Raw genomic sequence first — 25,678 nt, 5'->3', positions numbered from 1 at the left:
CGGCCGTGCCGGTCTTGGGTTCGTGTGCGCGGCGGGTCGTGCCCGTCTTCGGTCCGTGCACGCGACCCGCCATGCCCGTCCTCGGCCACTGCGCGCGGTCCGTCGTACCGGTCATTCGTTTCGCCCCCTCGCCAGGTACTCGGCCAGACTCACCGTGGCCTGCGGGCGTGCCGTCTCCCGCGCCTTGGACGGTCCGCCGCCGCGCGCGGGTTCGGCCGCGGTGACCTCCAGGCGCCCGATCTGCACCTGTACCACCTGCTCGCCGCCGCGCCCCGGGCGGCGGGCGGCGGCCTGGCGTACGGCGTCGCGCGCGGCGGCCGTGTCGGCGGCGCTCGGCCGCGGGGCGGTGGGCGCGGTGGGGCGGGGAGCGGTCTCCGGGCCCGGAGGGCCGGGCGCGGACACCGGGCCCGGTGCGGGCGCGGGCTCGCCGCGGCGTCCCGGGGCGCGGCGGCCGGTGTCGGGCAGCCGTCGCGGTCCGGGCGTGAGCGGCGTGACGGGCCGCAGCAGCGGTGCCTCGGGCGCGACCGGTGGCGCCGGCCGGGGTGCCGGAGGTTCCGGCGCCGGGCTCGGTTCGGTCCGTACGACGGTCCGCTCCCGTTCCGTGCGCAGCACGTCGCGGGCCGCCGGGCGTGCCGGGTCCTCGCGCCGCTCGGTCGGCGGCGCGGTGACGGGCCACAGCGGCTCGGTGCCGTCCCGGTCCGTGTCCCGGCCCCGTACGGCCTCGATCCGTTCGAACGGTCCGGGCAGCCGGGGCCGTACGCGCGCCACGTCGGGACGCGGGGCGGCGGCCGGGGCGTGCCGGGCGAGCAGCCGGTCGAGGAAGTCGGGCGGCGGCCCTCCGGGCCGGCCCGCGGTGGGGTCAGACATCCGCACACAGCTCCAGGTAGTAGCGGCGCCGCAGCGGGCTCAGCGCCAGGATCTCCGGCTCGCTCCAGCCGTAGGCGGTGGCGAGCAGGTGGACGTCGAGCAGCAGGTCCCGTGCCCAGGCGTCCAGTTCGGTCCACAGGTAGGAGGCGATGTCCAGCTCGGCCCGGGTGGCCTCGCCGCAGTCGGGGCAGGCGACGTTGAGGGTCACGTCGGCCGCCGGGTCCGCGGCCTCGGCCGCCTCGGCGATCCGGCGCTGCACCCCGGCGGGCAACTCGTCCGCCGCGACGGGCTTTCCGCCGCGCGCGGCCGAGACCACGCACCGTGCGAGCAGGGCGCGCCGCGGGTCGGCATCCCGGGCCGCCGCCGCCAGATCGGCGACGGCGGGCACCCGGAACTCGACCTCCCAGCCGTCCTCGGCGACCCGTACGAGGGGGTCGCGTCGCTCGGCGAGGGTGCGGGCGAACTCGCCCGCGTCCAGCTCGAACTCCATGTCCTCGCCGCACGCGAGGCACGTCAGCCGCACCTGCATCCGGTCGCCGAACAGCGCCCGGCGCAGGGCGAACAGGTCCGCCTCGCGCTCGCCGACGGGCAGCGCGAGCAGCGCCTCCGGGTCGCCGGACAGGTCCGGGCGCGCCGCCCGGTGCAGCAGCAGGGCGCGCCCGGCCGGTCCGTGGCCGGCCCCGGACTCCCAGGCGGTCAGGAAGTCGGCCGCCCCGGTCATCACCATCGTCTCCCCCCGTGTCCCCCTGACGTCCCCCCGGGTCAGGCCGGGTTGAGGAAGGAGGGCTCCTCGGGCTCGGGCACCTCGTAGTCCCGCTCCCAGCCCTCGCACTCGAGCTTCAGCGACTGGATGGCCACCGCGTTGGCGTTGGCGTCCAGTTCACCGAGGACCTGGTACTCGCTGGGCCAGGTCCGGTACAGCTTGTGGGAGACGGCGACCTGGCCGGCCTCGTTGAGGACCTGGATGACTATGTCCTTGCGGAAGTCGGCGAGGGACACCTCGGAGCCGAGCCCGGCGCCGACCTGCCAGACCTTGTTGGCCCAGCGGTCGAACTCGGGGTCGTGGGTGACGCCGCGCTCCAGGGTGATGCCCTCGAACTCGGAGCGGCCCGGCGACTTGCGGGGCGACGACGGGTCGCCGCCGTGCCGGTGCTTGACGACCTCCGTGGTCCGCTTCAGGGGGCTGATCTTGCTGATGCCCGCGACCGTCCGACCGTCCCACAGGACCAGGAACTTGAAGTTCTTGTAGGGGTCGAAGCGATGGGCGTTGACCGTGAACTCTGCCATCGGATTCCTTCAGTTCTCCACGATTCCCGGCGCCTAGAGCGCGAACTGCCCGGACGTCTGCTGGATTTTGACGATCACGAACTCGGCCGGGCGGACCGGTGCGATGCCGACGAGGACGTTCACGACGCCGTTCTCGATGTCCTCGGTGGTCGTCGTGTCGCTGTCGCACTTGACGAAGTACGCCTCGCGCGGGGTGCCGCCCTTGAAGGCGCCCTGGCGGAAGAGGGTGTGCAGGTACGAGGAGGCGGCGAGCCGGATCTGCTGCCACAGGTTCTCGTCGTTGGGTTCGAAGACCACCCACTGCAGGCCGCGTTGCAGGCTCTCCTCGACGTGCAGCGCGAGCCGCCGCACCGGCACGTACTTCCACTCGCTGTCGAGGGCGTCCGAGCCCTCCAGGGTGCGTGCGCCCCACACCACGGGGCCGGTGACCGGGAAGGTGCGCAGGCAGTTGACGCGGAGCGGGTTGAGCAGGCCGGCCTCGCGGTCGGTGAGGTCGACCGTGAGGGAGTGCACGCCCGCGAGCCGCGCCTCGGTGCCGGCCGGTGCCTTCCACACGCCGCGCTCGGAGTCGGTGCGGGCGATCACACCGGCGACGGCGCCGGACGGCGGGAAGGCGCGCAGCCGCCCGGTGAGCGGGTCGGTGAGCTGCAGGTGCGGGAAGTACAGGCCGGCGTGGTTGCCGCGCACGGCGTCGAAGGCGGCGAGCCCGGCGCGCGCCGAGTCGACGCCGACCCAGGTGCCGGGCGCGTCGACGAGCAGGAAGATCCGGCGTTCGGCGCACAGCCGCTGCGCGGCGGAGACGACGGTGACCATGTCGTCGGTGTTCTCGTACGCCGCGATTTCGGGCAGGACGAGGAGGTTGACGTCGGCGACGCCGCGCAGCGCCTGGATGCCGGTCTTGTCGGCCTCGCTGCCGATGAGGTCGCGCGGGCCGGGCGCCTCGCCGTCCTCGCCGCCCTCCAGCGGAAACACCGGCGGGTTGACGGAGGCTTCGAGGCCGAGGTCGTTGGCGCATTCGCCGACGAAGCGCACGACGTCGTCGGGGTCGGTGGAGCCGGCGACCACCTGGAGCCGGCGGCCGAAGGCGGTGACCTCGGCGCCGGCGAAGGCGTGCCTGCCGGGTGCGTCGGGCAGGGCGCGCAGCTTGCGCTCCAGGAGCAGCGCGAGGCCGGTCACGGAGGACGGGGCCTCGCCGTCGGTGTCGGGGTCGAAGAGGGTGAACTCCCGCTCCACGTCGCCGATTTTGACGGTGAGGTCGACGGCGAGGTCGGGCAGTTCGTGGCCGAACGGCTTGGAGACGGTGCCGGACGGGTCGGGGCGGCCCTCGCCGACGACGTCGACGCGGATCAGGCGGGAGCCGGCGTTGATCACGGTCGGCGCGTGGCGGCCGTGCGAGGGGTCCATGGACAGGCCGGTGAAGCTCTCGCGGGCCTCGCCCTTGGCGTCGTAGACGCGCAGGTTGAACGTCTCGTCGGGGCAGGGTGTGTCGTAGTCGACGGCGACGCGCAGGCCGTTGCCCCACACGCCGGGTTCCTTGGCGTGCACCTCCAGGACGCGGCTCTCGCTGTGGCCCTCGGTGGACTCCAGGGTGACGCAGGCGGCCTTGCCGCTGCCGGACTTGGCGACGCGGACGACGACGGCGACGGTGCCGCCGTTGCCGAAGAACTGGTGCACCGCGTAACCGACGGCGCTCCGGGAGCTGAGGCCGCCGAAGCGGCGCTCGAACTCGGTGAAGCTGGTGACGCGGACCGGTTCGTTCAGCGGGCCCCGGCGGGTGTGGCCGACGAAGGCGGTCACCGACGTGGTCAGCGTCGAGATCGTTCGGGTGCTGCTGGGAAGCTCTTCGACGTAGACGCCGGGATACGTCGGCTTGGCGGCGCTCACTGGACTCATCGGCATTCCCCCTCCTATCCCTGTCGCGGGCACCGGACGACGGCACCAAGAGGACGGCGGAGGGAGAGGTTCGGGCAGCAACGCGAGCACGGCCTTTCGCCCATGGCGACGTCGGCCTCGCGCACCGCATCAGTTTTCCCCCGTCAACGCCCCGGGCGGTCAGCCGCACGGGCCAAGCAACTCGCTTGTGACTCCTGATGCTCAGGTGCTCATTCCACCTTGGTCCGTGGCAACTTGCTGCAACAAGGCATCTTCCGGCCAGTTGGTATGGAGGTCTCATGAAGGCACCTTCGCGACATTCTCACGCCCTGCCCGCGCGCCCTGGACAGCCGGTCCACGGCTTCTGCACAGCGGCATGTCCGCGCACGTCGTCGACGTCGCCGGGAACACCCACACGAGTGGCGCACGCCCGCGCGGCTTTCCCCGGTCGCGCACATCCACACCTGTCCGGTTTCACCAGGGTGACGTGATCACGCCGGGCTCGCCGAGGGCTCCCGCAGGCGGTAGCGGCGTTCGGGCCGTCCCGCCACCCCGTAGCGCAGGGTGACGTCGGCGCTGCCGGTGGTGTGGAAGTACTCGAGGTAGCGGCGGGCGCTGACGCGGGAGACCCCGGTGAGGGCCGCGCACTCGCTGGCGGACAGGGTGCCGTCGGCCTCGCGCAGGGCGCGCTGGACGAGTTCGGCGGTCTCCACGCTCATGCCCTTGGGCAGGGCCGCGGCGCCGGGCGCGGGGGCGGTCGCGCCCGCCAGCACCCGGTCCACGTCGGCCTGGCCGCGGACCACGGTGTCGAGCAGCCGGCAGCGCCGGGCGGCGTACCGCTCCAGGCGGGCGCGCAGCTCGCCGGACTCGAACGGCTTGAGGAGGTAGTCCACGACGCCGTGCCGCACGGCGCCGCGCACGGTGTCGGCCTCACGGGCGGCGCTGACGACCATGACGTCGCAGTCGTGCCCGGCGGCGCGCAGCCGCGGGATGACGTCGAGGCCGAAGACGTCCGGCAGGTACAGGTCGAGCAGGACCAGGTCGGGGCGCAGGTCGTCCACGGCGGCGACGGCCTGTTCGCCGGTGCCGGCGACGCCGACGACGCGGAAGGACGGGACGCGTTCGACGAAGGCGCGGTGGACGCGGGCCACCATGAAGTCGTCGTCGACCACGAGCACGTCGATCGCCTCGGCCGTGTCCGGCGCGCTGTTCATCGTGATGCTCCTTCCGCCACCGCGTCGGTGAGGTGACTGACGGTCCGGCCCCGCGCCGCCCCGTGGGGGGCGGGTGCGGGCGCCGCCCATGATGGCGGCGACCTGCGGCGAAGGAAAGGGATGGGCCCGCCGGACGCCGTGACCGCAATGACCACAACCTCCGTTGGTTGCGCAAGCGGGACACGGGGCGGCCGTGCGGGCACCATGTGGCGCACCTCCCCACCCCCCGTACCGCGACGACCGACAAGGTGGTGCCACTCGTGCGCCTGCGCACCCCTCTGGCCCTGCTCGGGGCCGCCCTGCTCGTGCTCGCCGGGCCGCCGCTGCTGACCACCGGCAGCAGCGCCGCGACCGGCACGCAGATCCCGGGCCTGCGCTTCATGGTTCCCAACACGCCAGGCGGCGGCTACGACATCACGGCCCGCACGGCCGCGAAGAACGCCGAGGACGCCGGGCTCACCCACAACGTGGAGGTGTTCAACCTGCCCGGCGCGGGCGGCACCGTCGGCCTGAGCCGGCTGGTGAGCGAGCACGGCAACGGCAGGCTCGCCATGTCGATGGGCCTCGGCGTCGTCGGCGCCGTCCACTCCAACCACGCGCCCCGCACCCTCGCCGACGCCACCCCCATCGCCCGCCTCACCGAGGAGCAGGACGTGGTGGTGGTCGCCAAGGACTCCCCGTACAAGACGATCGACGAGCTGATCGGTGCCTGGAAGGAGGCGCCGGGCAAGCTGCCGGTGGGGGGCGGTTCGTCGCCCGGCGGGCCCGACCATCTCGCGCCGATGCTGATGGCGCGGGCCGCGGGGATCACCCCGAAGCAGGTCAACTACGTGCCCTTCGACGGCGGCGGCGAGCTGCTCGCCTCGATCCTCGGCAACAAGGTCGCCTTCGGGGTGTCCGGCGTCGGCGAGTACCTCGACCAGATCAAGTCGGGCGAGTTGCGGCTGCTCGCGGTGACCGGCCCGGAGCGGGTCGACGGGCTCGACGCGCCCACGCTGCGCGAGGCCGGCTACGACGTGGACTTCACCAACTGGCGCGGCGTGGTCGCCCCGCCGGGCCTGTCGGACGCCGAACGCACCAAGCTGATCCGGCTGTTCGAGGAGCTGCACGCCTCTGCGGAGTGGCAGGAGTCCCTGAAGCAGAACGGCTGGGACGACGCCTTCCTCACCGGCGGGAAGTTCGGCGCGTTCCTGGCCGCCCAGGACAAGCGCGTGGTGTCGGTGCTGAAGGAGCTGGGACTGTGACGACACGGACGCAAACGCCCCCGGCCGAGGACGCCGGCCGGGCCTCGTGGCTGCGCGGCCGCTCCGAACTCGGCGTGTGCGCCCTGCTGCTGGCGCTCGGCGTGCTCGTGCTGACCGACGCGCTGACGATGGACGTCGACATCACGCAGCGCGGCCCCGTCGGCCCGAGGACGGTCCCCGTGGTCGTCGGTGTCGCGCTGCTGGTCGTCGCCGCCCTGCTCGCCGTCGACGTGCTGCGCGGCGGGCGCGGGCAGGCGGAGACCGGCGAGGACGTCGACCTGTCCGAACCGGCCGACTGGCGCACGGTGCTGCTTCTCGCCGGGATCTTCCTCGGCACGGCCGTCCTCATCGAGCCGCTCGGCTTCCCCGTCGCGGGCGCCCTGCTGTTCTGGGGCGCGGCCTTCGCGCTCGGCTCCCGGCGCCCGGACCGCGATCCGCTGATCGCGGCGGTGCTGTCCGTCGTCACCTACGCCGTCTTCAACAACCTGCTCGGCGTGCCGCTGCCCGGCGGACCCCTGATGGGAGTGCTGTGACATGAACGCCCTCAACTCCCTGCTGGACGGCTTCGGCACGGCGCTGACGCCCGTCAACCTGCTGTGGGCCGCGATCGGAGTGCTGCTCGGCACGGCGATCGGCGTGCTGCCCGGCATCGGTCCCGCCATGGCGGTCGCGCTGCTGCTGCCGGTGACGTACGGCCTCGATCCCACCGGCGCGTTCATCATGTTCGCGGGCATCTACTACGGCGCCATGTTCGGCGGCTCCACGACCTCCATCCTGCTCAACACACCCGGTGAGAGCGCGGCCGTCGTCGCGGCCATCGAGGGCAATCCGATGGCCAAGGCGGGACGCGGCGCGCAGGCCCTCGCGGCCGCCGCGATCGGGCACTTCGCGGGCGGTCTGGTGGGCACGGTCCTGCTGGTGGCGCTGGCGCCGACGGTCGCCGACCTCGCCGTGGGCATCGGAGCGCCCGACTACTTCGCCATCATGGTCCTGGCGTTCATCGCGGTGACCTCGGTGCTCGGCTCGTCCCGCGTCCGGGGCCTCGCGTCCCTGCTGATCGGCCTGACGCTGGGCCTGGTGGGCCTGGACCAGATGACCGGGCAGCAGCGGCTGACGTTCGGCTCGCTGCAACTGGCCGACGGCATCGACGTGGTGATCGTCGCCGTGGGCCTGTTCGCGATCGGCGAGGCGCTGTGGGTGGCCGCGCACCTGCGGCGCGGGGCGCCCGAGGCGATCCCGGTGGGCCGGCCGTGGCTGGGCCGGGGTGATGTGCGGCGCACCTGGAAGTCGTGGCTGCGCGGCCCGTTCATCGGCTTCCCGTTCGGCGCGATCCCGGCGGGCGGCGCGGAGATCCCCACGTTCCTGTCGTACGTGACGGAGAAGCGGCTGTCGAAGCACAAGGACGAGTGGGGCAAGGGCGCGATCGAGGGTGTCGCGGGTCCGGAGTCGGCGGCGTCGGCCTCGGCGGCGGGCACGCTGGTGTCCATGCTGACGCTCGGCCTGCCGACCACGGCGGTCGCCGCGGTGATGCTGGCGGCGTTCCAGCAGTACGGCATCCAGCCGGGCCCGCTGCTGTTCGAGCGGGAGCCGGACCTGGTGTGGGGTCTGATCGCGTCCCTGTTCGTCGGCATGGTGCTGCTGCTGGCGCTGAACCTGCCGCTGGCCCCGCTGTGGGCGAAGCTGCTGCGCGTCCCGCGGCCGTACCTGTACGCGGGCATCCTGTTCTTCGCGGCGGTCGGCGCGTACGCGGTCGGCGGCGAGGTCGTGGACCTGGTGATCCTGCTGGTCATCGGACTGGTGGGCTTCGGGATGCGGCGCTACGGCCTGCCGGTCCTGCCCGCCGTCATCGGCGTCATCCTGGGCCCGGGCGCGGAGCAGCAGCTGCGGCGGGCGCTGCAGATCAGCGACGGCAGTGTGACGGGGCTGGTGGACACGCCGTTCTCGGTGACGGTGTACGCGGTGATCGTCGTGCTGCTGGCGTGGCCGCTGCTGAAGCGGCTGCTGGTCCGCGACCGGGAGGCGTGAGCGGAGGCGGGCGGCCCTGAAGGGGCCTGTATGAAGGGGCGGGGAGCCGTGAACTCCCCGCCCCTTCACGGTGTTTCATGCCGCGCGGTGGATCGGCTCGGCCGTGCCGGTCAGCGGGACGCCCGTGCCGCCCCGCCGCAGGGCGACGATCTCCGCCGCGATCGACAGCGCGGTCTCCTCGGGCGTCCGGGCGCCGAGGTCCAGCCCGATCGGTGACCTCAGGCGCGCCAGTTCCGCGTCGGTCACGCCGGCTTCCCGCAGTCTGCGCTCGCGGTCGGCGTGGGTGCGGCGCGAGCCCATCGCCCCGACGAACGCCACCGGCATCCGCAGCGCCTCCGTGAGCAGCGGCACGTCGAACTTGGCGTCGTGGGTGAGCACGCACAGCGCCGTCCGCGCGTCGGTGTCCGTGCGCCGCAGATAGCGGTGCGGCCAGTCGACCACGATGTCGTCGGCGTCCGGGAAGCGGGCCCGGGTCGCGAAGACGGGCCGGGCGTCGCACACGGTGACGTGGTAACCGAGGAACTTGCCGGCCCGGACGAGTGCCGCCGCGAAGTCGACCGCCCCGAACACGATCATGCGGGGCGGCGGCACGCTGGACTCCACGAACAGGGTGAGCCCGCCCGGGCAGTGCGAGCCGTCCTCGGACAGGCCGACCGTGCCGGTGCGCCCGGCGTCCAGCAGGGCGCGGGCCTCGGCCGCCGCCGTCGCGTCGAGTGCGGGCGTGCCGCCGAGGCCGCCCTCGTACGATCCGTCGGCGTGCACGAGGAGGGCGGTGCCGAGGAGTGCGGCCGGGCCCTCGACGACACGGGCCAGGGCCGCGTGCCCGCCCCGGCCGGCCGCCGCCAGGGCCGCCCGGAGCACCGTCCGGGCGGGGGCCGCCGTACCGACCGGCGTGACCAGCACGTCGATCTCCCCGCCGCAGGTCAGGCCGACGGCGAAGGCGTCCTCGTCGCTGTACCCGAACCGCTGGAGGACCGTACGGCCGTCCTGGAGGGCCTGGGTGCACAGGTCGTACACCACGCCCTCCACGCAGCCGCCGGACACCGAGCCGACGACCGTGCCCGCGGCGTCGACCGCGAGGGCGGCGCCGGGGCCGCGCGGCGCGCTGCCGCCCACGGCGACGACGGTGGCGACGGCGAACTCCCGGCCCTCCTCGGTCCAGCGGTGCAGTTCCCCGGCGATGTCAAGCACGCGGTGCCTCCGCCGCGAGGATCCGGTCGGGGCGGATGGGCAGGTGGCGGTGGCGTACGCCGGTCGCGTGCCAGACGGCGTTGGCGACGGCCGCCGCCGCGCCGACGATGCCTATCTCCCCGACGCCCTTGATGCCGACCGGGTCGTCCGGGTCGTCGTCCTCGATCCAGTCGGCCTCGATGTCCGGGACGTCGGCGTGGGAGGCGACGTGGTAGCCGGCGAGGTCGGCGCCGTAGTGGCCGCCGGAGGCCCGGTCGCGCAGCGCCTCCTCGTGCAGGGCCATGGAGATGCCCCAGGTCATGCCGCCGACGAGTTGGTTGCGCGCGGTGAGCGGGTTGACGATCCGGCCGGCGGCGAAGACGCCGAGCATGCGCCGCACCCGGACCTCGCCGGTGGCGACGTCGACGGCGACCTCGGCGAACTGCGCCCCGAACGAGTGCCGTTCCTTCTGCGCGAGCGCGCCGACGGCCTCGGTGGTGTCGGAGCGGACGGTGATGCCCTCCGGCGGCAGGTCGGCGCCGAGCGCGATCCGCTCCCGCAGTTCGCGGGCGGCGGCGGTGACGGCCCACGCCCAGGAGCGGGTGCCCATGGAGCCGCCCGCGATCATCGCGTGACCGAAGTCGCTGTCGCCGATGCGGACCCGGACCCGGTCCGGCGTCACGCCGAGCGCGTCGGCGGCGACCAGGGTGAGCGCCGTGCGCGCGCCGGTGCCGATGTCGGCCGCGTTGACCCGGACGGTGAAGGTGCCGTCCGCCTCCGCGGTGACGGCCGCCGTGGAGGGTGCCGAGCCTGCGGGGAACGAGGCCGCCGCGGTACCGGTGCCGATCAGCCAGCGTCCGTCGCGGCGCGTCCGGGGACGGGGGTCGCGGTCCGCCCAGCCGAAGCGGCGGGCACCCTCCCGGAAGCAGGCGTGCAGGTTGCGCCCGGCGAACGGCAGCCCGGACACCGGACCGCGTTCGGGTTCGTTGCGGGCGCGCAGTTCGACCGGGTCGAGGCCGCATTTCTCCGCGAGTTCGTCGAGCGCGGCCTCCAGGGCGAACGACCCCGGTGCCTCGCCCGGCGCGCGCATCCACGTCGGGGTGGGCACGTCGAGCCGTACCAGCTCGTTGGCGGTGCGGTGGGCGGCGGCGTCGTACATCACGCGGGCCACGCCTGCGGCGGGCTCGACGAACTCGTGCACGGTGGAGGTGAGGTTGAGCGACCGGTGCTCCAGCGCGCGCAGCCTGCCGTCCCCGTCGGCGCCGAGCCTGACCCGCTGCCTGGTGGGGCTGCGGTAGCCGGCGAGGGAGAACATCTGGCGACGGGTCATGACGACGCGGACGGGCCGCTGGAGGACGGTCGCGGCCATCACGGCGGCGACCTGGTGGGCGCGCAGGCCCTTGCTGCCGAAGCCGCCGCCGACGTGTTCGGACGTGACCCGTACCGCGCCCGGGTCGAGCGAGAACATCTTGGCGAGTTCGTCGGCGACCCAGGCGGTGCCCTGGTTGGAGTCGACCACCTCGAGCCGGCCGCCGTCCCAGCGGGCCGTCGCCGCGTGGGGCTCCATGGGGTTGTGGTGTTCCTCCGGGGTGGTGTACTCGACGTCCACGACGGCGGCGGACGCGGCGAGTTCGGCGTCCAGGTCGCCCTTCTCGGTGACGCCGGGCATGTGGCCGTCAGCCACGTAGGCGCCCGGGTGCTCACCGGTGAGGACGACGTCGTGCGGCTCCTCCTCGTAGGTCACGACGAGCGCCTCGGCGGCCTCCCTGGCCTGCTCGGACGTCTCGGCGACGACCAGTGCCACGGGCCAGCCCGCGTGCGGCACCCGGTCGGTCTGGAAGACGCCGGCGGTCGGGTCGGGGGCGCCCAGCATGCCGACGTAGCCGGTGTCGACGCGCGGAGCGTTCGGGTGGTGCAGGACGGTCAGCACGCCCGGCATGGCGAGCACGGGCCCGGTGTCGATCGCGACGACTCGTCCGCGGGCGACGGTCGACAGGACGAGCCAGCCGTGGGCGAGGTCGGCGAAGGGGATCTCGCCCGCGTAGCGGGCGGCTCCGGTGACCTTGTCGCGGCCCTCGACGCGGGTGTGCGCGGTGCCGACGGCGCCCGTGGCGGCCGCGGTGGTGGTCGTGGTCATCGGGCGGCCTCCTCGGCGAGTTCGCTCAGTACGGCCACGACGAGGTTGCGCATCAGTGGCACCTTGTATCCGTTGTGGGGCAGGGGCCTCGCGTCGGCGAGTTCGGCGTCCGCCGCGGCGGCGAAGGCGGCGGCGTCGGCCGGTCCGCCGGTCAGCGCGGCCTCGGCGCGCCGGGCCCGCCACGGCCGGGACGCGACCGCCCCGAAGGCGAGGCGCACGTCGTGGACGACGCCGTCGCGGACGTCGAGCGCGGCGGCGACCGAGCCGATGGCGAAGGCGTACGAGGCGCGCTCGCGCACCTTGCGGTAGCGGGAGTTGGCGGCCGTGGGCACGGGCGGGAGCACCACGCCGGTGATCAGCGCGCCGGGCGGCAGCGCGGTCTCGCGGTGCGGGGTGTCCCCCACGGGCAGGTAGAGGTCGGTGAACGGCAGTTCGCCCGGCCCGTCGGCGGTCTCGTAGGTGACGACGGCGTCGAGGGCGGTGAGGGCGACGCCCATGTCGGAGGGGTGGACGGCGACGCAGTGGTCGGAGGCTCCGAGCACGGCGTGGTTGTGGTGCTCGCCCTCGATCGCGGGGCAACCGCTGCCGGGGACGCGCTTGTTGCAGGGCTTGGTGACGTCCGTGAAGTAGCCGCACCGGGTGCGCTGGAGCAGGTTCCCGGCGACGGTCGCCATGTTGCGCAGCTGCCCGGACGCCCCGGCCAGCACGGCCTGGGTCAACACCGGGTAGCGGCGGCGGACTTCGGGGTGGGCGGCGAGGTCGCTGTTGGTGACGGTGGCGCCGATGCGCAGTCCGCCGCCGGGGGCCGTTTCCACGCGGTCCAGGGGGAGTTCGCGGACGTCGACGAGGCGGGCGGGCCGTTCGACGCCGGTCTTCATCAGGTCGACGAGGTTGGTGCCGCCGCCGAGGTAGCGCGCGTCCGGGTCGGCACCGAGGAGGGCGACGGCGCCGGACACGTCCTGGGCGCGGTGGTAGCCGAACTCCCTCATGCCGAGGCCTCCTCGACCCGCGCGGACGCCGCGCGCCGGGTGGCGGCGCGTTCGACCGCCCGGACGATGGACACGTAGGCACCGCACCGGCACAGGTTGCCGCTCATGCGTTCCCGGATCTCCTCGGGTGTCAGGGGTGGCGGCCCCGCCTCGGGCCGTACGTCGTCGGTGGCGGCGCTCGGCCAGCCGGCCGCGTGCTCCTCGATCACGGCGACGGCCGAGCAGATCTGGCCCGGCGTGCAGTAGCCGCACTGGTAGCCGTCGAGGTCGAGGAACGCCTGCTGCACCGGGTGCAGCCGGTCGCCGTCGGCGAGGCCCTCGACGGTGGTGACGTCGCGGCCGTCGGCCGCGACCGCGAGCTGGAGGCAGGACACGGTCCGGCGGCCGTCGAGGAGGACGGTGCAGGCGCCGCACTGGCCCTGGTCGCAGCCCTTCTTGGTGCCGGTCAGGTCCAGCCGCTCCCGCAACGCGTCGAGGAGCGTGGTCCGGTGGTCGACGGTCAGCGTGTGTTTCTCACCGTTGACGGTCAGGGTGACCGAGCTGGACGTCGAGGTGGACGGCATGGACAGCCTTCTTTCACGTCTCCGGCGCGCGTCGGCGTGACGCGCCCGGTGGTCGGACGAGTCGGAGCGGAAGTCGTGGCGTGAGCGGACGTCGTGGAGGATGCGGGCGCGTGGACGAAGCGGGGGTCGTGGCGGATTCGGCGCATGGACCGGCACCGGTCGGGATGCGGGAAGGGAGCGCCGACCCGGCGGCGCGCGCCGACCGCGTCCACCGCTATGGTGGACCCAACCGGACGTCCGTCCGCTTACCTGGAAACGTAACGGACAACTGTCCGGTCAGCAAGGCGATTTCGGCCAGGTTCCCTGTGAGGAGGACGAGTGCGGCAGGAAAAGGACGCCCCTCGGCGCTCGGACGCGCAGCGGAACCGCGAGCGGATCCTGGAGGTCGCGCTCGTCGAACTGACGCGGTGCGCGGACGCCCCGCTGAGCCTCATCGCCAAGAAGGCCGACGTCGGGCAGGGCACGCTGTACCGCAACTTCCCCAACCGTGAGGCGCTCGTGCTGGAGATCTACCGGCACGAGATGCGTCAGGTGGCCGACAGCGCGGCGCAGTTGCTTCAGTGCCGGGCGCCCGACGCGGCGCTGCGGGAGTGGATGGACCGGTTCGCCGAGTTCGCCATGGCCAAGGCGGGCCTGGCCGACGCGATCCGGCAGGCCGTCGGCGCGCCGGGCGGCCCGGAACGGCCGGGCAACGCCCCGGTGCTGGAGGCGGCCGAACTCCTGCTGCGCGCCAACGAGTCGGCGGGCACCGTCCGGCCCGGGGTGACCGTGGACGACTTCTTCCTCGCCATCGCCGGCCTCTGGCAGATCGACCCGCGCGAGGACTGGCGGCCCCGCGCGACCCGCCTCCTGGACCTCGTCATGGACGGCCTGCGCGCGGGTGCGCGCGGACCGGCGGCCGGGTGACGCACGGCCCGTCCCCGGTCCGAGGTCTCGCCCTGTTCCCTCTTCCCCGTCCGGCTCGCCCCATCCTCGGAGAACCCGTGACCCATGCCGCGCTCCGTGCCGCGCGTCGGCCCTGCACGCTCGTGGTGTGCCGGGGCTGCTGCTGCGGCAACCCCCGCAAGCACCCCGGCACCGACCACGCCTGGCAGCTCGACCGGCTGCGCGCCGGCGCGGCCGGGTCCGGCGGGCGGTTCGCGGTGCGGACGACGGACTGCCTCGGCCCCTGCGACCGGGCCAACGTCGTGGTCGTGCAGCCCTCCACCGCCGGGCGCCTGGCCGGGGGCCGTGCCGTGTGGGTCGGTTTCGCGATGGACGACGACTGCACGGACGACCTGCTGAGCTGGGCCGAGGCCGGTGGTCCGGGCATCGCCGAACCACCGGCCACGCTGCGGCTCCAGTTCATCCCGGCGCCACGCGAGACACGGGTCCGCTCACGACGGTGAGAGGTTGCGGCCGGGGGGTGCCGCTCAGGGCGTCGCGACGGCCAGGACGCGGTTGAGGGCGCTGTCGGGGCGGGCCGTGAGGTCGGCCCAGGTGCCCTCCTCCGCGATACGGCCGTTCTCCAGGACGGCGACGCGGTCGGCGCGGCGGATGGTGGCCGGCCGGTGGGCGATGACGATCGTCGTGCGCTCGCCCTTGCCGAGGACCGCGGCGAGTTGGGCGTCGCCCGCGTTGTCCAGGTGGGCGGTCGTCTCGTCGAGGACCAGGACCCTGGGCCGGGCCAGCAGGGCGCGGGCGAGGGCGATCCGGGCGCGCTGGCCCCCGGACAGGGTCGCACCGCGCTCCCCGACGAGGGAGTCCAGCGGGGCGATCCGGTCGACGCCGCACAGCCGGGCCGTCTCGGCGAGCAGCGCGTCGTCGGCGTCCGGGGCGGACAGCCGCAGGTTCTCGGCGAGCGTGCCGTGGAAGAGGGGCGTGTCCTGGCCCACCACGGCGACCGCGCGGCGCAGTTCGGCGTCGGCCAGGTCACGGAGGTCGACGGGGGACCTGTCTTCGGGTGACCCGTCACCGGGAGCGCCGTCGGCGGGCAGCAGCAGTACCGCGCCCGCGGCCGGGTCCCAGAACCGGGCCAGCAGATGGGCGCACGTCGACTTCCCGGCACCCGAGGCGCCGACCAGGGCGAGCGTCCGCCCGGCGGGCACCGTCAGGTCGACGCCGTCCAGCACCGGCCGCCCCCCGTAGTCGAAGCGCACCCGGCGCAGGCCGACGCCGAGCGGCCCGGAGGGCAGCGGGCGGGGCGCGGCGGGCGGCGGGGCGAGGGCGGGTGCGGCGAGGGCCGCGCCGACGCGGGCGGCGGCGGCGCGCAGGGCGACAGCCTGGCTCAGTGCCCGCGCCGACTCGGCGACGGGACCGAGCACCGACAGGGCGAGCGCCATCGCGGCGGGGGCCCACGCGCCGTGCAGCCGCCCCGAGGTCACGGACTGCGCGGCGGCGGCGACCACGCCGAGCACCGCGAGGACGATGAGCAGGTCCCGCGCCGCGGCGGCCGTCGCCTCCCAGCCGGCCTCGGCCCGCTGGGCGTCGCCGACCCGGCGTCCCTGTTCGGCGAGGCGCTCGCGCCGCTCGGCGAGGCGTCCGAACGCGAGCAGTTCGCGCAGCCCGTCGACGGTCTCCACGGTGTCGGCGGAGAGCTTCGTCGTGGCCTCCCGGGTGCGCGCGCCGCGCTTCTCCCGGCCCCGCGCGTCGGCGAAGGGCGCCGCGGCGAGCAGTGCGGCGACCGGCAGTACGGCGACGAGCAGCCACGGTTCGACCGCCGCCAGCAGCGCCGCGCCGCCGGTGAACACCACGCCGGAGGCGAGGAGTTGGGCGGTGGTGTGGGCGTAGAAGAACTCCAGCGCCTCCACGTCGGCCATGGCGGTGGCGGCGAGGTCGCCGCTGCGCCGGCCGGCGACGCGTGCGGGCGCGCTGCGCGCGAGTCCGTCGAAGACGCGCACCCGCAGCCCGGCCAGCACCCGGTAGGCGAGGTCGTGCGAGAGGTCCATCTCGTGCCAGGTCGTCAGGGCCCGGACGAGGGCGAGGACCACGAGCGCGGTGACCGTGCCGGACGAGGGGGCGCGGCCTTCGATGACGGCGGTGCCGACGGTGTGGGCGGCGAGCGTCAACAGGGCGACCAGGGAGGCCTGTTCGACGAGCGCGGCGAGGCAGGTGCGCGCCATCGTGCCCCGGTGCCCGGCGAGAGCGGGCAGCAGGGCCCGCAGCGAGCCGCGTGCCGGCAGGGCCTCGTCCGCACGGGCGGAGGCGGGGCCGGTGGCGGGGGTGGCGGTGGGGCCGGTGGAGCCGGTGGCGGGGGCGGCTGTGGCGGGGCTGCTCATGCGGCGAGTTCTCCTTCGTGTGTGCGGCCCGCCGTGACGAGCTCCGTGTAGACGCCCCCGGCCCGCACGAGGTGGTCGTGGGTGCCGACGGCGTCGACCCGGCCGCCGTCGAGGACCACGATGCGGTCGGCGTGCCGTACGGCGGCGAGGCGGTGGGCGACGACCAGGACGGTACGGCCGCCGGCCGCGCTCAGCAGTTCGCGGACGATGTCGGCCTCGCGGCGTTCGTCCACGGAGCTGGTGGCCTCGTCCAGGACCAGCACGGGCGCGTCGGCCAGCAGGGCCCGGGCGAGGGCGAGGCGCTGGCGCTGTCCGCCGGACAGGGTGGCGCCGCGTTCGCCGAGGACGGTCGCGTAGCCGTCGGGGAGCGCGGCGATCTCGTCGTGGATGCCGGCGGTGCGTGCCGCGCGGACGAGTTCGTCGTCGGTGGCGTCCGGCCGGGCCAGGCGCAGGTTGTCGGCGATGGAGGCGTGGAAGAGGTACGTCTCCTGGGAGACGACGGCGATGCCCCGGCGCAGTGAGTCGAGCGTGTAGTCGGCCACGTCCCGTCCGGCGACGGTGATCCGGCCGTGCTGCGGGGTGCGGTGGCGCAGCAGCAGGGCGAGCAGGGTGGACTTGCCCGCGCCCGAGGGGCCGACGACGGCGGTGGTGCGCCCGGCCTCGGCGGTGAAGGTGACGCCGCGCACGGCCGGGGCACCGGCGTCCGAGTCGCCCTCGTAGCTGAAGCCGACGTCCTCGAAGCGCAGTTCGGGCGGCTGCGGCCAGCGCGCGCGTTCCGTCCCGGTGTCGGGGACGGCGGGCTCGGCGGTGCGCAGGGCGGCGATCCCGTCCGCGGCCGAGACGCCGAGGTATCCGGCGTGCCACTCGCGGGACAGGTCGCGCACCGGGCGGAAGCACTCGGAGGCCAGGAGCAGCAGAAGATAGGTGCCCGTCGCCGTGGTGGAGCCGGTGACGGCGGACCAGCAGGCGAGAAGTGCGGCGGCAGCGGTGCCGCCCTGGATGGCCAGGTCGGTGATGCCGGTGTCGACGAGGGAGACGCGGAGCTTGGCGACGGTGGCCCGGTGCAGTGCCGCCGAGCGTTCCTCCAGCCGCTGCCGGGTCCGGCCCACGGCACCGGCGGCGCGCAGCGCGGGCATGCCCTGGAGGGCTTCCAGGTAGTCGGCGCCGAGCCCTTCGTAGGTGTCCCAGTGTTCCTTGCCGCGCCGGGCGAGCAGCCGGTCCCAGGCGCGTGGCCCGGCGAGGGCGAGGAGCAGGGCCGGGACGAGGCCGAGCAGCGCGACCGGTTCCACGACGGCCAGCACGCCGAGCAGCAGCGGCGGCACGGCGAGGGTGACGAGCAGTTGGGGCAGGTAGCGGGAGACGTACGCGTCGACGCCCTCGACCCCGTCGACCAGGGTGGTGCGGACGGCGCCGGCGCGCGCGGTCGTCAGACGGGCGGCGCCGAGCCGTCCGAGGTGGGCGACGAGTTCGTCGCGCAGCCGGACGCGCACCCGGGCCCCGGCGCGGGTGGCGGTGCGCCGCTGCCAGGAGGCGAGAACAGCGCGGGCGACCACGACGGCGGGGACCGCGCCGAGCAGCGCCGGCAGCCCGTCGGTCCCGCCGCGGGCCAGTCCGGCCAGGGCGACGGCGAGCAGGACGGCCTGCGCGAGATGGGTGAGGGTGACGGCGCCCTGCAACAGGGTGGCCGTGAGCAGGGGACGGCGCGCGTGCCGTGCGGCGCGGCGCAGTTCGGGGTGGACGATCACGGGGTTCTCTCCTCGGGGTGGACGGTGCCGAGGACCAGGCCGTGCACGACCCGGTCCCGCCCGGGCGCGGCTCCGAGCGCGGCACCGAGATCCGCCTGCTGCCAGGAGCCGACGGGCCGGGCCGCCAGGCCCAGGCGTACGGCGGTCAGGTGGGCCATGTGGACGGCGAAGCCGGCGCGCAGGTGGACGCGGCGGATGTGCCGGGCGTCGGCGTCGTCGGGGCACCCGTGGGCGAGCAGTACGGCGCCCGCGTGCGCGATCCAGGCCTGCCCGGCCGCCCAGGCGGCGAGCGTGGGCCGGGCGTCCCCCGCGGCGGACCGGCGCAGGGTGCCGTCGGCCGCCGATCCGACCAGCCCGGGCCGGGGTTCACCGACGGCGACGCACCAGCCGAGCTCACCGCCGCCCGCGGCCGTGGCGGTGGCCAGGACCGCTCGGAGGGCGTCCGGGGGCGGAGCGCCGCGCAGGGGTGGCGCGGCACTGCGGCGTGACAGGAGGTGGGCGGTGGTGAGCCCTTCGAGGAGCCGGGGGTCCGGTGGATCGAGGGCTGGGAGGACCCACGGCGCCGGCACGCCTGCCGGCGCCGCGAGGGGCACCCCCTCGGGGGCCGGGGCGGACACGCGCACGGCGACGAGGGGCGCCCGCACGCCCCCGGGACCGGTCCCGTCCCCGGTACCGGTCCTCTCCTCCCCGGGCCCGGTCCCGTCCCCGTCGGGGCTGTCGCTCCCGTCCCCGCCGAGGCTCCCGCTCCCGTCCAGGCCCAGCACCGCCGCGTCCAGCCCCACCGCCCACGCCCCCGCCCGCACCGCCGCCGCGGCGTGCCCGGCGTCGAGCAGGATCAGCGGCCAGGCGCGGTGCCCGTAGTGGGAGATCGTGCGTCGCGGGGTGACCCGGAGTTCCACCGTCACGCCGGGCGGTGCCTCGGCGGGGCCGAGGTGGTGGACGCGGTGGGCGACCGGGTCGTAGCCGTACCGCCCGGGCGGGAGGGGGCAGCGCGGCCCCACGACGAGTTCGGTGTCCACGGGATGCAGGGCGCCCGCGGACGGCGCGGGGCGCAAGCGCCCGCCGCGGTCGGAGGCCGCCAGCGACAGGCGCAGCAGCCGGTCCAGCGGGAGGTGCCCGGGGGCGGCGTCGGGGACGGGTCGCGGCGCGCCGGGCCAGGCGCGGACGGCGGGCCCGGCGGGTGTGTCCGGGCCGGGCTCCTCGGTGGAACGGGCGCGGGCGAGGGCGGTGACGAGGTCCACGGGTGGCCTCACATGTGCGGCGGAGGGGCCAGTGTGAAGTCCTCCGGCGCGCTCGGCGCGGTCGTCCGCCACCCCCGGCCGAGCGCCGCTTCGGCGAACCGCGGGCTGGCGAAGTAGCCGAAGGCGGCGGGGGCGTTGGGGATGAGCCCGGACACCAGGACCCGGGCGACCCGCAGCACGGTCTCCGCGACGTCCTCGGTGGTCAGGTCGAACGTCATGACGCGGTGTCCGCCCTCGCGCAGCGCCCGCTCCAGCCGGTCGCGGCTGCCGGGTTCGACCGCGTCGAGGGGAACGACTCCGTGGGCGGGCTCGGTGAACCGGCGCGCCTCGGCCGCCATCCGCTCGTCGAGCCAGACCTGGACGTGCGCGCCGAGGTCGCGCACGTGCTCGAACTGCGGGCCGCACGCGTCGAGGTAGCGGGCGTCGGCGCGGTGGTCGAGGTAGAGGCCGCGGGCGAGCAGTCCGGCCTCGACGGCCTGGAAGACCCATCCGTCGGGCCCGGTGAGGCCCTGGGTGAAGACCCAGGTGTGGACGGCTTCGAGGACGGCCTTGCGGGCGGCCTCCGCCGGGTCGTACTTGCAGGCGAACCCGGCCGCGTACAGGCCGAGTCGGGGGTCGTGGACGAGCGCCGCCATACAGGGCGCGAACTCCGACGGCATCTCCACGAGCCACACGTCGAGCGCGGAGCCGGCGAGGTCGTCGGTGAGGCCGGGGACGCTGGCCGGGTCGATGCCGCGGGCCGGGCCGTCGAGGTGCCACCACAGTTCGAGGGCGTCGCGTTCGACGATCTCCAGCAGGCCGCGTTCCACCGCGTCGTCCAGGCCCTGCCCGGTGGCTATGCCGGCGTAGTTGAGGTGGTGGGTGCGGGGCAGTGAACGCAGCTCGCCCTGGCGCCAGTTGAGGTGGGTGAGCGCGACCGGAGCCCAGACCTCGGCGCGCTCCCCGCCGGGCAGGTGCTCGGTGCCGCGGGTCCACAGGGCGGGCGTGTCCGGGGTGAGGCGGCGGTAGGGGAAGCCGTCCCGGCCGTACTGCCAGTCGGCGTAGGCGGGCAGTTCGTCGGGCCCGTACGGGCGCAGGCCCCGGTCGGCGAGCTCGGCGGCGGTGGCGCGCAGGGGTGCGTCGGGGTGGCCGGGGGGCGGGACGCGGTTGCCGCAGTAGCGTTCGACGCCTTCCGCGAGCGCGGCGATCCTGGCGCCCTCGGGGTCGCCGAACGTGGTGCCGAGGGAGACCCGGTCGGCGGGCCACAGGCCGAGTCTGCGCGCGTCGGCGATCTCGGCGGTGAGCGCGGTGTAGCGGGGCGGCGCGCCCGCGGGGTGCTCGACGGGCTTGATCTTGCGGACGATTCCGCAGAGCGGGTCGACCAGGGCTTCCGGCGGCAGCGCCGTCATCGCAGGATCTCCTGTACGGGATCGGTGGGGGTGGGTCGGGTCCGGAGCACGGGCAGCCGCAGCGTCACCCGCCCGGTGTCGACCTCGCGGCGTGAGGCGAGCAGCCGGGTGGCCGTGACGGGGTCGCCGCCGGTGTGCGGGTTGCGGGCGTGCGCCGGGAAGTGGTGCCCGGCGATCTCCAGGCGCAGCCGGGTCCCGGCCGTCAGGCGCCGGGCGAGCGTGCCGAGCGGGACGGTGAACTCGGCGGCCCGCGCCGGGCGGTCGGCGCGCCGTGCCGTGCCGACGGCGAGCCGCTCGGCCACGCCGTCGGGTCCGACGGCGACGAGCCGCGCGAACCAGTCGGCGCGGGGTGTGCCGGCGGTGGCGCGCAGCCGGACCTCGGCGGGTCCGAGGACGTCGAGCGGGCGCGGGAGCGGTGGTGTGACGAGGAGGCAGCGGTCGGGGGTGCCGTCGGCGGGGACGGTGAGGTCGTCGGAGGGCACGGGCCGGTCGGGGTCGGCGGTGAACGTGGCGCCGCGCAGCGTCCGCAGGACCGGGGTGTACGGCTCGCCCCGCGTGCCGGCGGGCACCCACAGGGCGCTGCCGCCGAGTGCGAGGGCGCCGCCGTGTCCGTGCGCGAGCCGGCCGGCGAGGGCGAGGCGCGCCCAGTTCGCGTACAGCTCGCCGAGGCCGATCCGGTGTCGGGGGTCGGCGTCGGGTCCGGGTTCGGCGACGAGGCCGTGTCCCCAGGGGCCCATCAGCAGGCGCGCGGAGGGTCCGCCCCAGCGGCGCCACAGGTCGAGGGTGTCCGCGGCGAAGTGGTCGTGGTGGCCGCCGACCGCGAGGAGCGGTATCCGGGCACCGGCCGCCGCGGCGCCGAGCCTGCCGCGCTCGCGGTGCTCCCACAGTGCCGGCCAGGACGGCATGGCGCGGCCGAGCCGTGCCGGGAGGCCGCTCAGCGGCAGGTGGGCGAGCAGGTCGGGGTCGGCGGCGAGGGCCTTGCCCAGGGCGTGTTCGTCGCAGTCGCGCCGGTCGCCGTGCGCCGCCCACCATCCGGCGCGGGTCACGAGCCGTTCGACGCCGGAGGGTTCGCGTGCGGTGTCGGCGGCGCCGGGTGCGGGCACGGCGGCGACGACGGCGTCGGGCCGGGCGTCCTCGGGAGCGTCGAGCGCGAGCGTCAGGGCGCAGTACGCGGCGTAGGAGGCGCCGGCCGCGACGATCCGCCCGTCGCTCCAGGGCCGGGCGCGGATCCAGCGGGCGGTCGCGGCGCCGTCGGCGGTCTCGGCGGTGTAGGGGTGCCAATCCCCCGGCGACGCGTGCCGCCCCCGTACGTCCTGTGCCAGCGCGGCGAAACCCCGCCGGGCCCAGCCGTGCAGCTCGGCGCGGTGGCGCCGCCGGTCGTAGGGCGTGCGGACGAGGACGGCGGGGAACGGGCCGTCGCCGTCGGGGAGTTGCACGTCGGTGACGAGGCCGTCGACGGTCAGGGTGCGGGGTGTCGTCATCCGGCCCTCTTCGGCATGGTGGCGACGGCGGGGACGGGCAGCACGGGGTGTTCGGAGACGGTCAGGGTGCGCAGGTCGACGCTCCGGAGCCGGCGCCGGGCGGGCAGTGGGCCGGCGTCGGGGGTGCCGGTCGCCCAGCGGGTGAGGTCGTCGGCGAGCAGTGCGGCGAGGAGGGCCGCCGCGGGCGGGGTGAGCCGGAAGGGGGCGCCGGACGTGCGCGGTCCGCTCCAGTAGGCGTCGAGTTCGCGGTGCGCGGGTGTGGCGGCGAGGCGGCGGGCGCGGACGTGGGCGGAGGTGACGTCGCCGGGGGCGGCGGCGAGGGGTTCGACGTAGGCCTGCCATCCTTCGCGGTGGCAGCGCAGCCAGGCGGTGCCGCCTTCCGGGAGGCGGTCGGCCGCGTCCCACAGTCCTTGCGGCACGGGCCCGTTGAGGCACCAGACGACGGCGGCGGGTGCCCCGTCGAGGGCCTCACCGGGTGTCGCGGGCCGTGGGTCGGCGCCCGCCGTGCGCAGGTGCGCGGCGAGCGGTCCGGTGAGTTCGGCGTCGCCCACGAGTCGTACGTCGCGGAGTTCGGCGGGCCAGGAGCCGTCCGGCGGCTCCTGTGCGAGGTGGCCGGCGTCCTCGAAGGCCCGGACGAGCCGGTCGAGTTCGGGGTCGCGACTGTTGTCGGCGGCGCCGGAGAGGCGGGCGAGCAGCGCGTCCTGGTCCGTGTCGCCGGTGCGCACGCCGAGGAACTCCCCGCCGGCGGTGCGGACGGCAAGCCCTCGGCCGGGCACGGCGACGATCTCCACACCGGGGGCGAGCTGACTGCGCGACACGTGGTTTCTCCTGTCGGAAAGGGCCTGGTAGGAGGGAATGGGCCCGCCCGGAAGGCATCGGGCGGGCCCACGGTCCGAGCGAGGGGTTATCCCTCGGTCACTCCTCGGTGTCGTCGAAGGGGTTCTCGACGAGCGCGTTGGAGTGGGAAGCCGAGTCGTGGGCCAGCTGGCCGGGGTCGGCGATCGGGGTGAAGATCTGCTCGTTGTCCATGAACTCTCCTTTTGGTCAAGGGAGATGCGGTGTTCGGTCGAGCACCGCACCGCCCACATTAATGAATATGATTATCATTTACTAGTGGGGAGAGGGTGATCCGGGTAACACACCGGCCATCCGCCCTCGGGGTCCGTGCCGACCCGGCCCGCCACCTGGAGCACGTCCGCCAGCAGCGCCGGCGTGACGACCTCCTTCGGCGCCCCGTCGGCCACCACGCGCCCGTCCCGCAGCGCGACGATCCGCTCGGCGAACCGCGCGGCGTGCGCGAGGTCGTGCAGCACCATCACGACGGTCAGACCGCGTTCCTCGCGCAGCCGCACCACGGTGCGCAGCACGTCGAGCTGGTGGTGCAGGTCCAGGTAGGTGGTCGGCTCGTCGAGCAGCAGGACCCGGGTGTCCTGGGCGAGCGCCATGGCGAGCCTGACCCGCTGCCGCTCACCGCCGGACAGCGCATCCACGGGCCGCTCGGCCCACTGCTCCACGCCCACGTCGCGCAACGCCCGCCGTACGACCGGGTCGTCGCCCTCGCGCAGCATGCCGAGCGGGCCGCGCGCCGCGTACCGACCCTGCCGTACGAGCTGACGCACCGTCATGCCGGGTACGGCGGGCGCCGACTGGTGCAGCAGCGCGACGCGCCGGGCCGTGTCCCGCCGGGAGAGCCGGGACAGGTCGTCGCCGCCGAGCAGGACGCGCCCTTCGTCGGGGCGCAGCAGTCCGGCGGCGAGCCTGAGGAGCGTCGACTTGCCGCAGCCGTTGAGGCCGATCAGGGCGGTCAGCTCACCCGGCTCCACGGTCATGTCGACGCCGCGCAGCACGGGCCTGCCGGGGTACCCGAAGTGGGCTCCCTCGACGCGGATCCCCACGGATTCGGTCATGGTCTGTCCTCCGTCGACGTCAGAAGGTGGAGCCGGGCGCGCGGCGCACGACGATCAGCAGCAGTGCGGCACCGATGCAGGTGGTGAGCGCCCCGACGGGCACGGTGAGCCGTCCGGACTCCAGCGCGACCGCCAGCAGCCGTGACACGAGCTGGGCCCCCGCGTCCGCGCCGCACACCACGGCCGCGCCGGTGAGCGCGGCGCCGGGCAGGGCCACGCGCAGGTCGGCACCGAAGACGCTCACGGCGACGTGCGGCACGAGGAGCCCGACGAAGCCGAGCGCGCCCACGGCGGCCACGGCGCCGGCCGTCAGCGCCACCGCGCACAGCAGGGCGGCGGTCCGGGCGCGTGCCGTGGACAGCCCCGCCGCGGAGGCGAGTTCGTCGCCGCAGCGCAGCAGCGTGAGCGGTCCGGCCAGCAGCCATGCGGCGATTCCCCAGAGCAGCGCCCAGGGCCACAGCAGGTGCCAGTGCTCCCACACCCGGCCCTCGGTGGTGCCGACGAGCCACTGCACGACGCTGCCCAGTTCGCCGGGGGCGACCAGCAGCACCATGGCGGTGAGCCCGCCGAGCACCGCCGACACGAGCACCCCGTGCACGGCGGTCTGCGCCGGGTCGCCCGTGCCGCGCCCGGCGAGCAGCCACAGCAGCGCGGCCCCGGCGCAGCCCCCCACGCAGGCGGCGACGACCACGGCGAGGGGCGACTCCCAGCCCGCGAGCCCGAGACCGGTCGCGGTGACGGCCCCGAGGACCGCGCCCGGGGTCACGCCGGTGACCTCGGGTCCCGCGAGGGGATTGCGCAGCGCGGACTGCAGGACGAGGCCGGCGACTCCCAGGCAGGCCCCCGCTCCGAGGGCCACCAGCAGCCGGGGCAGCCGGAGTTGGAAGAGGATGTGCTGCTCGGTCGCGTCACCGCCTCCGCCGAGCACGTCCCAGGCGACGGCCGGGGACATGCCACGCCCGGCGACCAGTTCGACACCGGCACACACCAGCACGAGCACACCGAGCGCGAACAAACGCCGGATCACCGCAGGGCCCACCGCGTCGTGACCGACCGCCGACACCCGCCCGGCCTCCTGCCCGGGTACGGACGAACGCCGCATCACCGGAACACCCCCTTCCACCCCACGGCCGACCGCCGGGACGTGCGCGGTCCCTTCGGGGCCGCGGCAGGCCGCCACGACGCACTTGGCCACCGCCCGAGCACGGGCGAACGCCGGATCACCGCATGGCCCTCTTCCCGCCCACGACGGACCGCCGGCCCACGCACGGCCTCCCGCCCGAGCACGGGC

22 protein-coding genes and 1 pseudogene are annotated in these 25,678 nt (G+C 75.3%); 5 read left to right on the top strand and 18 right to left on the bottom strand.

What is annotated here, in order from left to right; genetic code table 11:
• Nucleotides 1-111: 111 nt before the first annotated feature.
• The 5 genes from ACZ7D7_RS26645 to ACZ7D7_RS26625 all read right to left on the bottom strand — a co-directional run bounded on the left by ACZ7D7_RS26645 (nt 112) and on the right by ACZ7D7_RS26625 (nt 5,240).
• On the bottom strand, nt 112-867 hold the full coding sequence (locus ACZ7D7_RS26645) for a hypothetical protein (protein WP_470827496.1): 756 nt from the start codon (nt 865-867) through the stop codon (nt 112-114).
• Nucleotides 860-1,594, bottom strand: coding sequence for a T4 family baseplate hub assembly chaperone (locus ACZ7D7_RS26640; protein ID WP_470827494.1), 735 nt, complete (start codon nt 1,592-1,594; stop codon nt 860-862). The genes ACZ7D7_RS26645 and ACZ7D7_RS26640 overlap by 8 nt, the downstream gene beginning before the upstream one ends.
• 35 nt (nt 1,595-1,629) lie before the next feature.
• Nucleotides 1,630-2,154 (bottom strand): phage tail protein, encoded by a 525-nt coding sequence (locus ACZ7D7_RS26635; RefSeq protein ID WP_004003113.1) that lies wholly within the window; start codon nt 2,152-2,154, stop codon nt 1,630-1,632.
• A gap of 33 nt (nt 2,155-2,187) precedes the next feature.
• Entirely contained in the window at nt 2,188-4,053 is a 1,866-nt protein-coding gene (locus ACZ7D7_RS26630; RefSeq protein ID WP_470827493.1) for a phage tail sheath family protein, read from the bottom strand.
• A 464-nt stretch (nt 4,054-4,517) separates the two neighbouring features.
• Nucleotides 4,518-5,240, bottom strand: coding sequence for a response regulator (locus ACZ7D7_RS26625; protein WP_470827492.1), 723 nt, complete (start codon nt 5,238-5,240; stop codon nt 4,518-4,520).
• Between the two features lie 260 nt (nt 5,241-5,500).
• On the opposite strand from ACZ7D7_RS26625, the gene ACZ7D7_RS26620 reads away from it, so the two are divergent.
• From ACZ7D7_RS26620 to ACZ7D7_RS26610, 3 genes are read left to right on the top strand one after another with little or no spacing between them, the layout of a single operon-like run.
• Entirely contained in the window at nt 5,501-6,484 is a 984-nt protein-coding gene (locus ACZ7D7_RS26620; RefSeq protein ID WP_470827491.1) for a Bug family tripartite tricarboxylate transporter substrate binding protein, read from the top strand.
• Nucleotides 6,481-7,017, top strand: a complete 537-nt coding sequence (locus ACZ7D7_RS26615) for a tripartite tricarboxylate transporter TctB family protein (RefSeq protein WP_470827489.1) — start codon at nt 6,481-6,483, stop codon at nt 7,015-7,017. Before ACZ7D7_RS26620 ends, ACZ7D7_RS26615 begins: the two co-directional genes overlap by 4 nt.
• Before the next feature lies 1 nt (nt 7,018).
• Nucleotides 7,019-8,509 carry a tripartite tricarboxylate transporter permease gene (locus ACZ7D7_RS26610; protein WP_470827487.1) on the top strand — a complete coding sequence of 497 codons (1,491 nt, stop codon included), beginning with the start codon at nt 7,019-7,021 and terminating at the stop codon, nt 8,507-8,509.
• Between the two features lie 75 nt (nt 8,510-8,584).
• Here the strand turns inward: ACZ7D7_RS26610 and ACZ7D7_RS26605 are convergent, their stop codons facing one another.
• The 4 genes from ACZ7D7_RS26605 to ACZ7D7_RS26590 are packed head-to-tail and all read right to left on the bottom strand — an operon-like array spanning nt 8,585 to nt 13,368.
• Nucleotides 8,585-9,700, bottom strand: a complete 1,116-nt coding sequence (locus ACZ7D7_RS26605) for an XdhC family protein (RefSeq protein ID WP_470827485.1) — start codon at nt 9,698-9,700, stop codon at nt 8,585-8,587.
• Nucleotides 9,693-11,816: a xanthine dehydrogenase family protein molybdopterin-binding subunit gene (locus ACZ7D7_RS26600; protein WP_470827484.1), complete on the bottom strand. Its 2,124-nt coding sequence runs from the start codon at nt 11,814-11,816 to the stop codon at nt 9,693-9,695. Before ACZ7D7_RS26600 ends, ACZ7D7_RS26605 begins: the two co-directional genes overlap by 8 nt.
• A complete protein-coding gene (locus ACZ7D7_RS26595) occupies nt 11,813-12,805 on the bottom strand; it encodes an FAD binding domain-containing protein (RefSeq protein WP_470827482.1) in 993 nt (330 codons plus the stop codon). The genes ACZ7D7_RS26600 and ACZ7D7_RS26595 overlap by 4 nt, the downstream gene beginning before the upstream one ends.
• Nucleotides 12,802-13,368 carry a 2Fe-2S iron-sulfur cluster-binding protein gene (locus ACZ7D7_RS26590; RefSeq protein ID WP_470827481.1) on the bottom strand — a complete coding sequence of 189 codons (567 nt, stop codon included), beginning with the start codon at nt 13,366-13,368 and terminating at the stop codon, nt 12,802-12,804. Before ACZ7D7_RS26590 ends, ACZ7D7_RS26595 begins: the two co-directional genes overlap by 4 nt.
• A gap of 318 nt (nt 13,369-13,686) precedes the next feature.
• On the opposite strand from ACZ7D7_RS26590, the gene ACZ7D7_RS26585 reads away from it, so the two are divergent.
• Together ACZ7D7_RS26585 and ACZ7D7_RS26580 are read left to right on the top strand one after the other, a co-directional pair.
• Entirely contained in the window at nt 13,687-14,274 is a 588-nt protein-coding gene (locus tag ACZ7D7_RS26585; protein WP_470827480.1) for a TetR/AcrR family transcriptional regulator, read from the top strand.
• Nucleotides 14,275-14,351: 77 nt separating this feature from the next.
• Complete coding sequence (locus tag ACZ7D7_RS26580) at nt 14,352-14,756, top strand: (2Fe-2S) ferredoxin domain-containing protein (protein ID WP_470827479.1); 405 nt, start codon at nt 14,352-14,354, stop codon at nt 14,754-14,756.
• Nucleotides 14,757-14,780: 24 nt separating this feature from the next.
• Here ACZ7D7_RS26580 and ACZ7D7_RS26575 read toward each other — a convergent pair whose 3' ends face one another.
• The 9 genes and pseudogenes from ACZ7D7_RS26575 to ACZ7D7_RS26535 form a co-directional block, all read right to left on the bottom strand.
• Complete coding sequence (locus tag ACZ7D7_RS26575; RefSeq protein ID WP_470827477.1) at nt 14,781-16,625, bottom strand: ABC transporter ATP-binding protein; 1,845 nt, start codon at nt 16,623-16,625, stop codon at nt 14,781-14,783.
• Nucleotides 16,622-18,370, bottom strand: coding sequence for an ABC transporter ATP-binding protein/permease (locus ACZ7D7_RS26570; protein WP_470827475.1), 1,749 nt, complete (start codon nt 18,368-18,370; stop codon nt 16,622-16,624). Before ACZ7D7_RS26570 ends, ACZ7D7_RS26575 begins: the two co-directional genes overlap by 4 nt.
• A complete protein-coding gene (locus ACZ7D7_RS26565) occupies nt 18,367-19,611 on the bottom strand; it encodes a nitroreductase family protein (protein ID WP_470827474.1) in 1,245 nt (414 codons plus the stop codon). The genes ACZ7D7_RS26570 and ACZ7D7_RS26565 overlap by 4 nt, the downstream gene beginning before the upstream one ends.
• A gap of 8 nt (nt 19,612-19,619) precedes the next feature.
• Nucleotides 19,620-20,999 (bottom strand): YcaO-like family protein, encoded by a 1,380-nt coding sequence (locus tag ACZ7D7_RS26560; RefSeq protein ID WP_470827473.1) that lies wholly within the window; start codon nt 20,997-20,999, stop codon nt 19,620-19,622.
• Nucleotides 20,996-22,480 carry a CocE/NonD family hydrolase gene (locus tag ACZ7D7_RS26555; protein WP_470827471.1) on the bottom strand — a complete coding sequence of 495 codons (1,485 nt, stop codon included), beginning with the start codon at nt 22,478-22,480 and terminating at the stop codon, nt 20,996-20,998. Before ACZ7D7_RS26555 ends, ACZ7D7_RS26560 begins: the two co-directional genes overlap by 4 nt.
• Nucleotides 22,477-23,298 (bottom strand): hypothetical protein, encoded by an 822-nt coding sequence (locus ACZ7D7_RS26550; RefSeq protein ID WP_470827470.1) that lies wholly within the window; start codon nt 23,296-23,298, stop codon nt 22,477-22,479. Before ACZ7D7_RS26550 ends, ACZ7D7_RS26555 begins: the two co-directional genes overlap by 4 nt.
• Nucleotides 23,299-23,395: 97 nt before the next feature.
• Complete coding sequence (gene amiA / locus ACZ7D7_RS26545; RefSeq protein ID WP_279547552.1) at nt 23,396-23,509, bottom strand: streptamidine family RiPP; 114 nt, start codon at nt 23,507-23,509, stop codon at nt 23,396-23,398.
• 58 nt (nt 23,510-23,567) lie between these two features.
• A pseudogene (locus ACZ7D7_RS26540) lies at nt 23,568-24,387 on the bottom strand (ABC transporter ATP-binding protein).
• Nucleotides 24,388-24,406: 19 nt separating this feature from the next.
• Entirely contained in the window at nt 24,407-25,414 is a 1,008-nt protein-coding gene (locus ACZ7D7_RS26535; protein ID WP_470827628.1) for a FecCD family ABC transporter permease, read from the bottom strand.
• Nucleotides 25,415-25,678: the final 264 nt, after the last annotated feature.

It is taken from the genome of Streptomyces sp. NPDC037054, from assembly GCF_055606745.1.
Note: the sequence above shows the minus strand (reverse complement) of the source record. Positions and strands in the feature narration are given on the sequence as shown.

Excerpts from the sequence above, each read along its gene's own strand:
- amiA (WP_279547552.1), bottom strand. The coding sequence starts at position 23,509 with ATGGACAACGAGCAGATCTTCACCCCGATCGCCGACCCCGGCCAGCTG.
- ACZ7D7_RS26590 (WP_470827481.1), bottom strand. The coding sequence starts at position 13,368 with ATGCCGTCCACCTCGACGTCCAGCTCGGTCACCCTGACCGTCAACGGT.
- ACZ7D7_RS26645 (WP_470827496.1), bottom strand. The coding sequence starts at position 867 with ATGTCTGACCCCACCGCGGGCCGGCCCGGAGGGCCGCCGCCCGACTTC.
- ACZ7D7_RS26635 (WP_004003113.1), bottom strand. The coding sequence starts at position 2,154 with ATGGCAGAGTTCACGGTCAACGCCCATCGCTTCGACCCCTACAAGAAC.
- ACZ7D7_RS26640 (WP_470827494.1), bottom strand. The coding sequence starts at position 1,594 with ATGGTGATGACCGGGGCGGCCGACTTCCTGACCGCCTGGGAGTCCGGG.
- ACZ7D7_RS26610 (WP_470827487.1), top strand. The coding sequence starts at position 7,019 with ATGAACGCCCTCAACTCCCTGCTGGACGGCTTCGGCACGGCGCTGACG.
- ACZ7D7_RS26595 (WP_470827482.1), bottom strand. The coding sequence starts at position 12,805 with ATGAGGGAGTTCGGCTACCACCGCGCCCAGGACGTGTCCGGCGCCGTC.
- ACZ7D7_RS26560 (WP_470827473.1), bottom strand. The coding sequence starts at position 20,999 with ATGACGGCGCTGCCGCCGGAAGCCCTGGTCGACCCGCTCTGCGGAATC.
- ACZ7D7_RS26625 (WP_470827492.1), bottom strand. The coding sequence starts at position 5,240 with ATGAACAGCGCGCCGGACACGGCCGAGGCGATCGACGTGCTCGTGGTC.
- ACZ7D7_RS26555 (WP_470827471.1), bottom strand. The coding sequence starts at position 22,480 with ATGACGACACCCCGCACCCTGACCGTCGACGGCCTCGTCACCGACGTG.
- ACZ7D7_RS26630 (WP_470827493.1), bottom strand. The coding sequence starts at position 4,053 with ATGCCGATGAGTCCAGTGAGCGCCGCCAAGCCGACGTATCCCGGCGTC.
- ACZ7D7_RS26600 (WP_470827484.1), bottom strand. The coding sequence starts at position 11,816 with ATGACCACGACCACCACCGCGGCCGCCACGGGCGCCGTCGGCACCGCG.
- ACZ7D7_RS26575 (WP_470827477.1), bottom strand. The coding sequence starts at position 16,625 with ATGAGCAGCCCCGCCACAGCCGCCCCCGCCACCGGCTCCACCGGCCCC.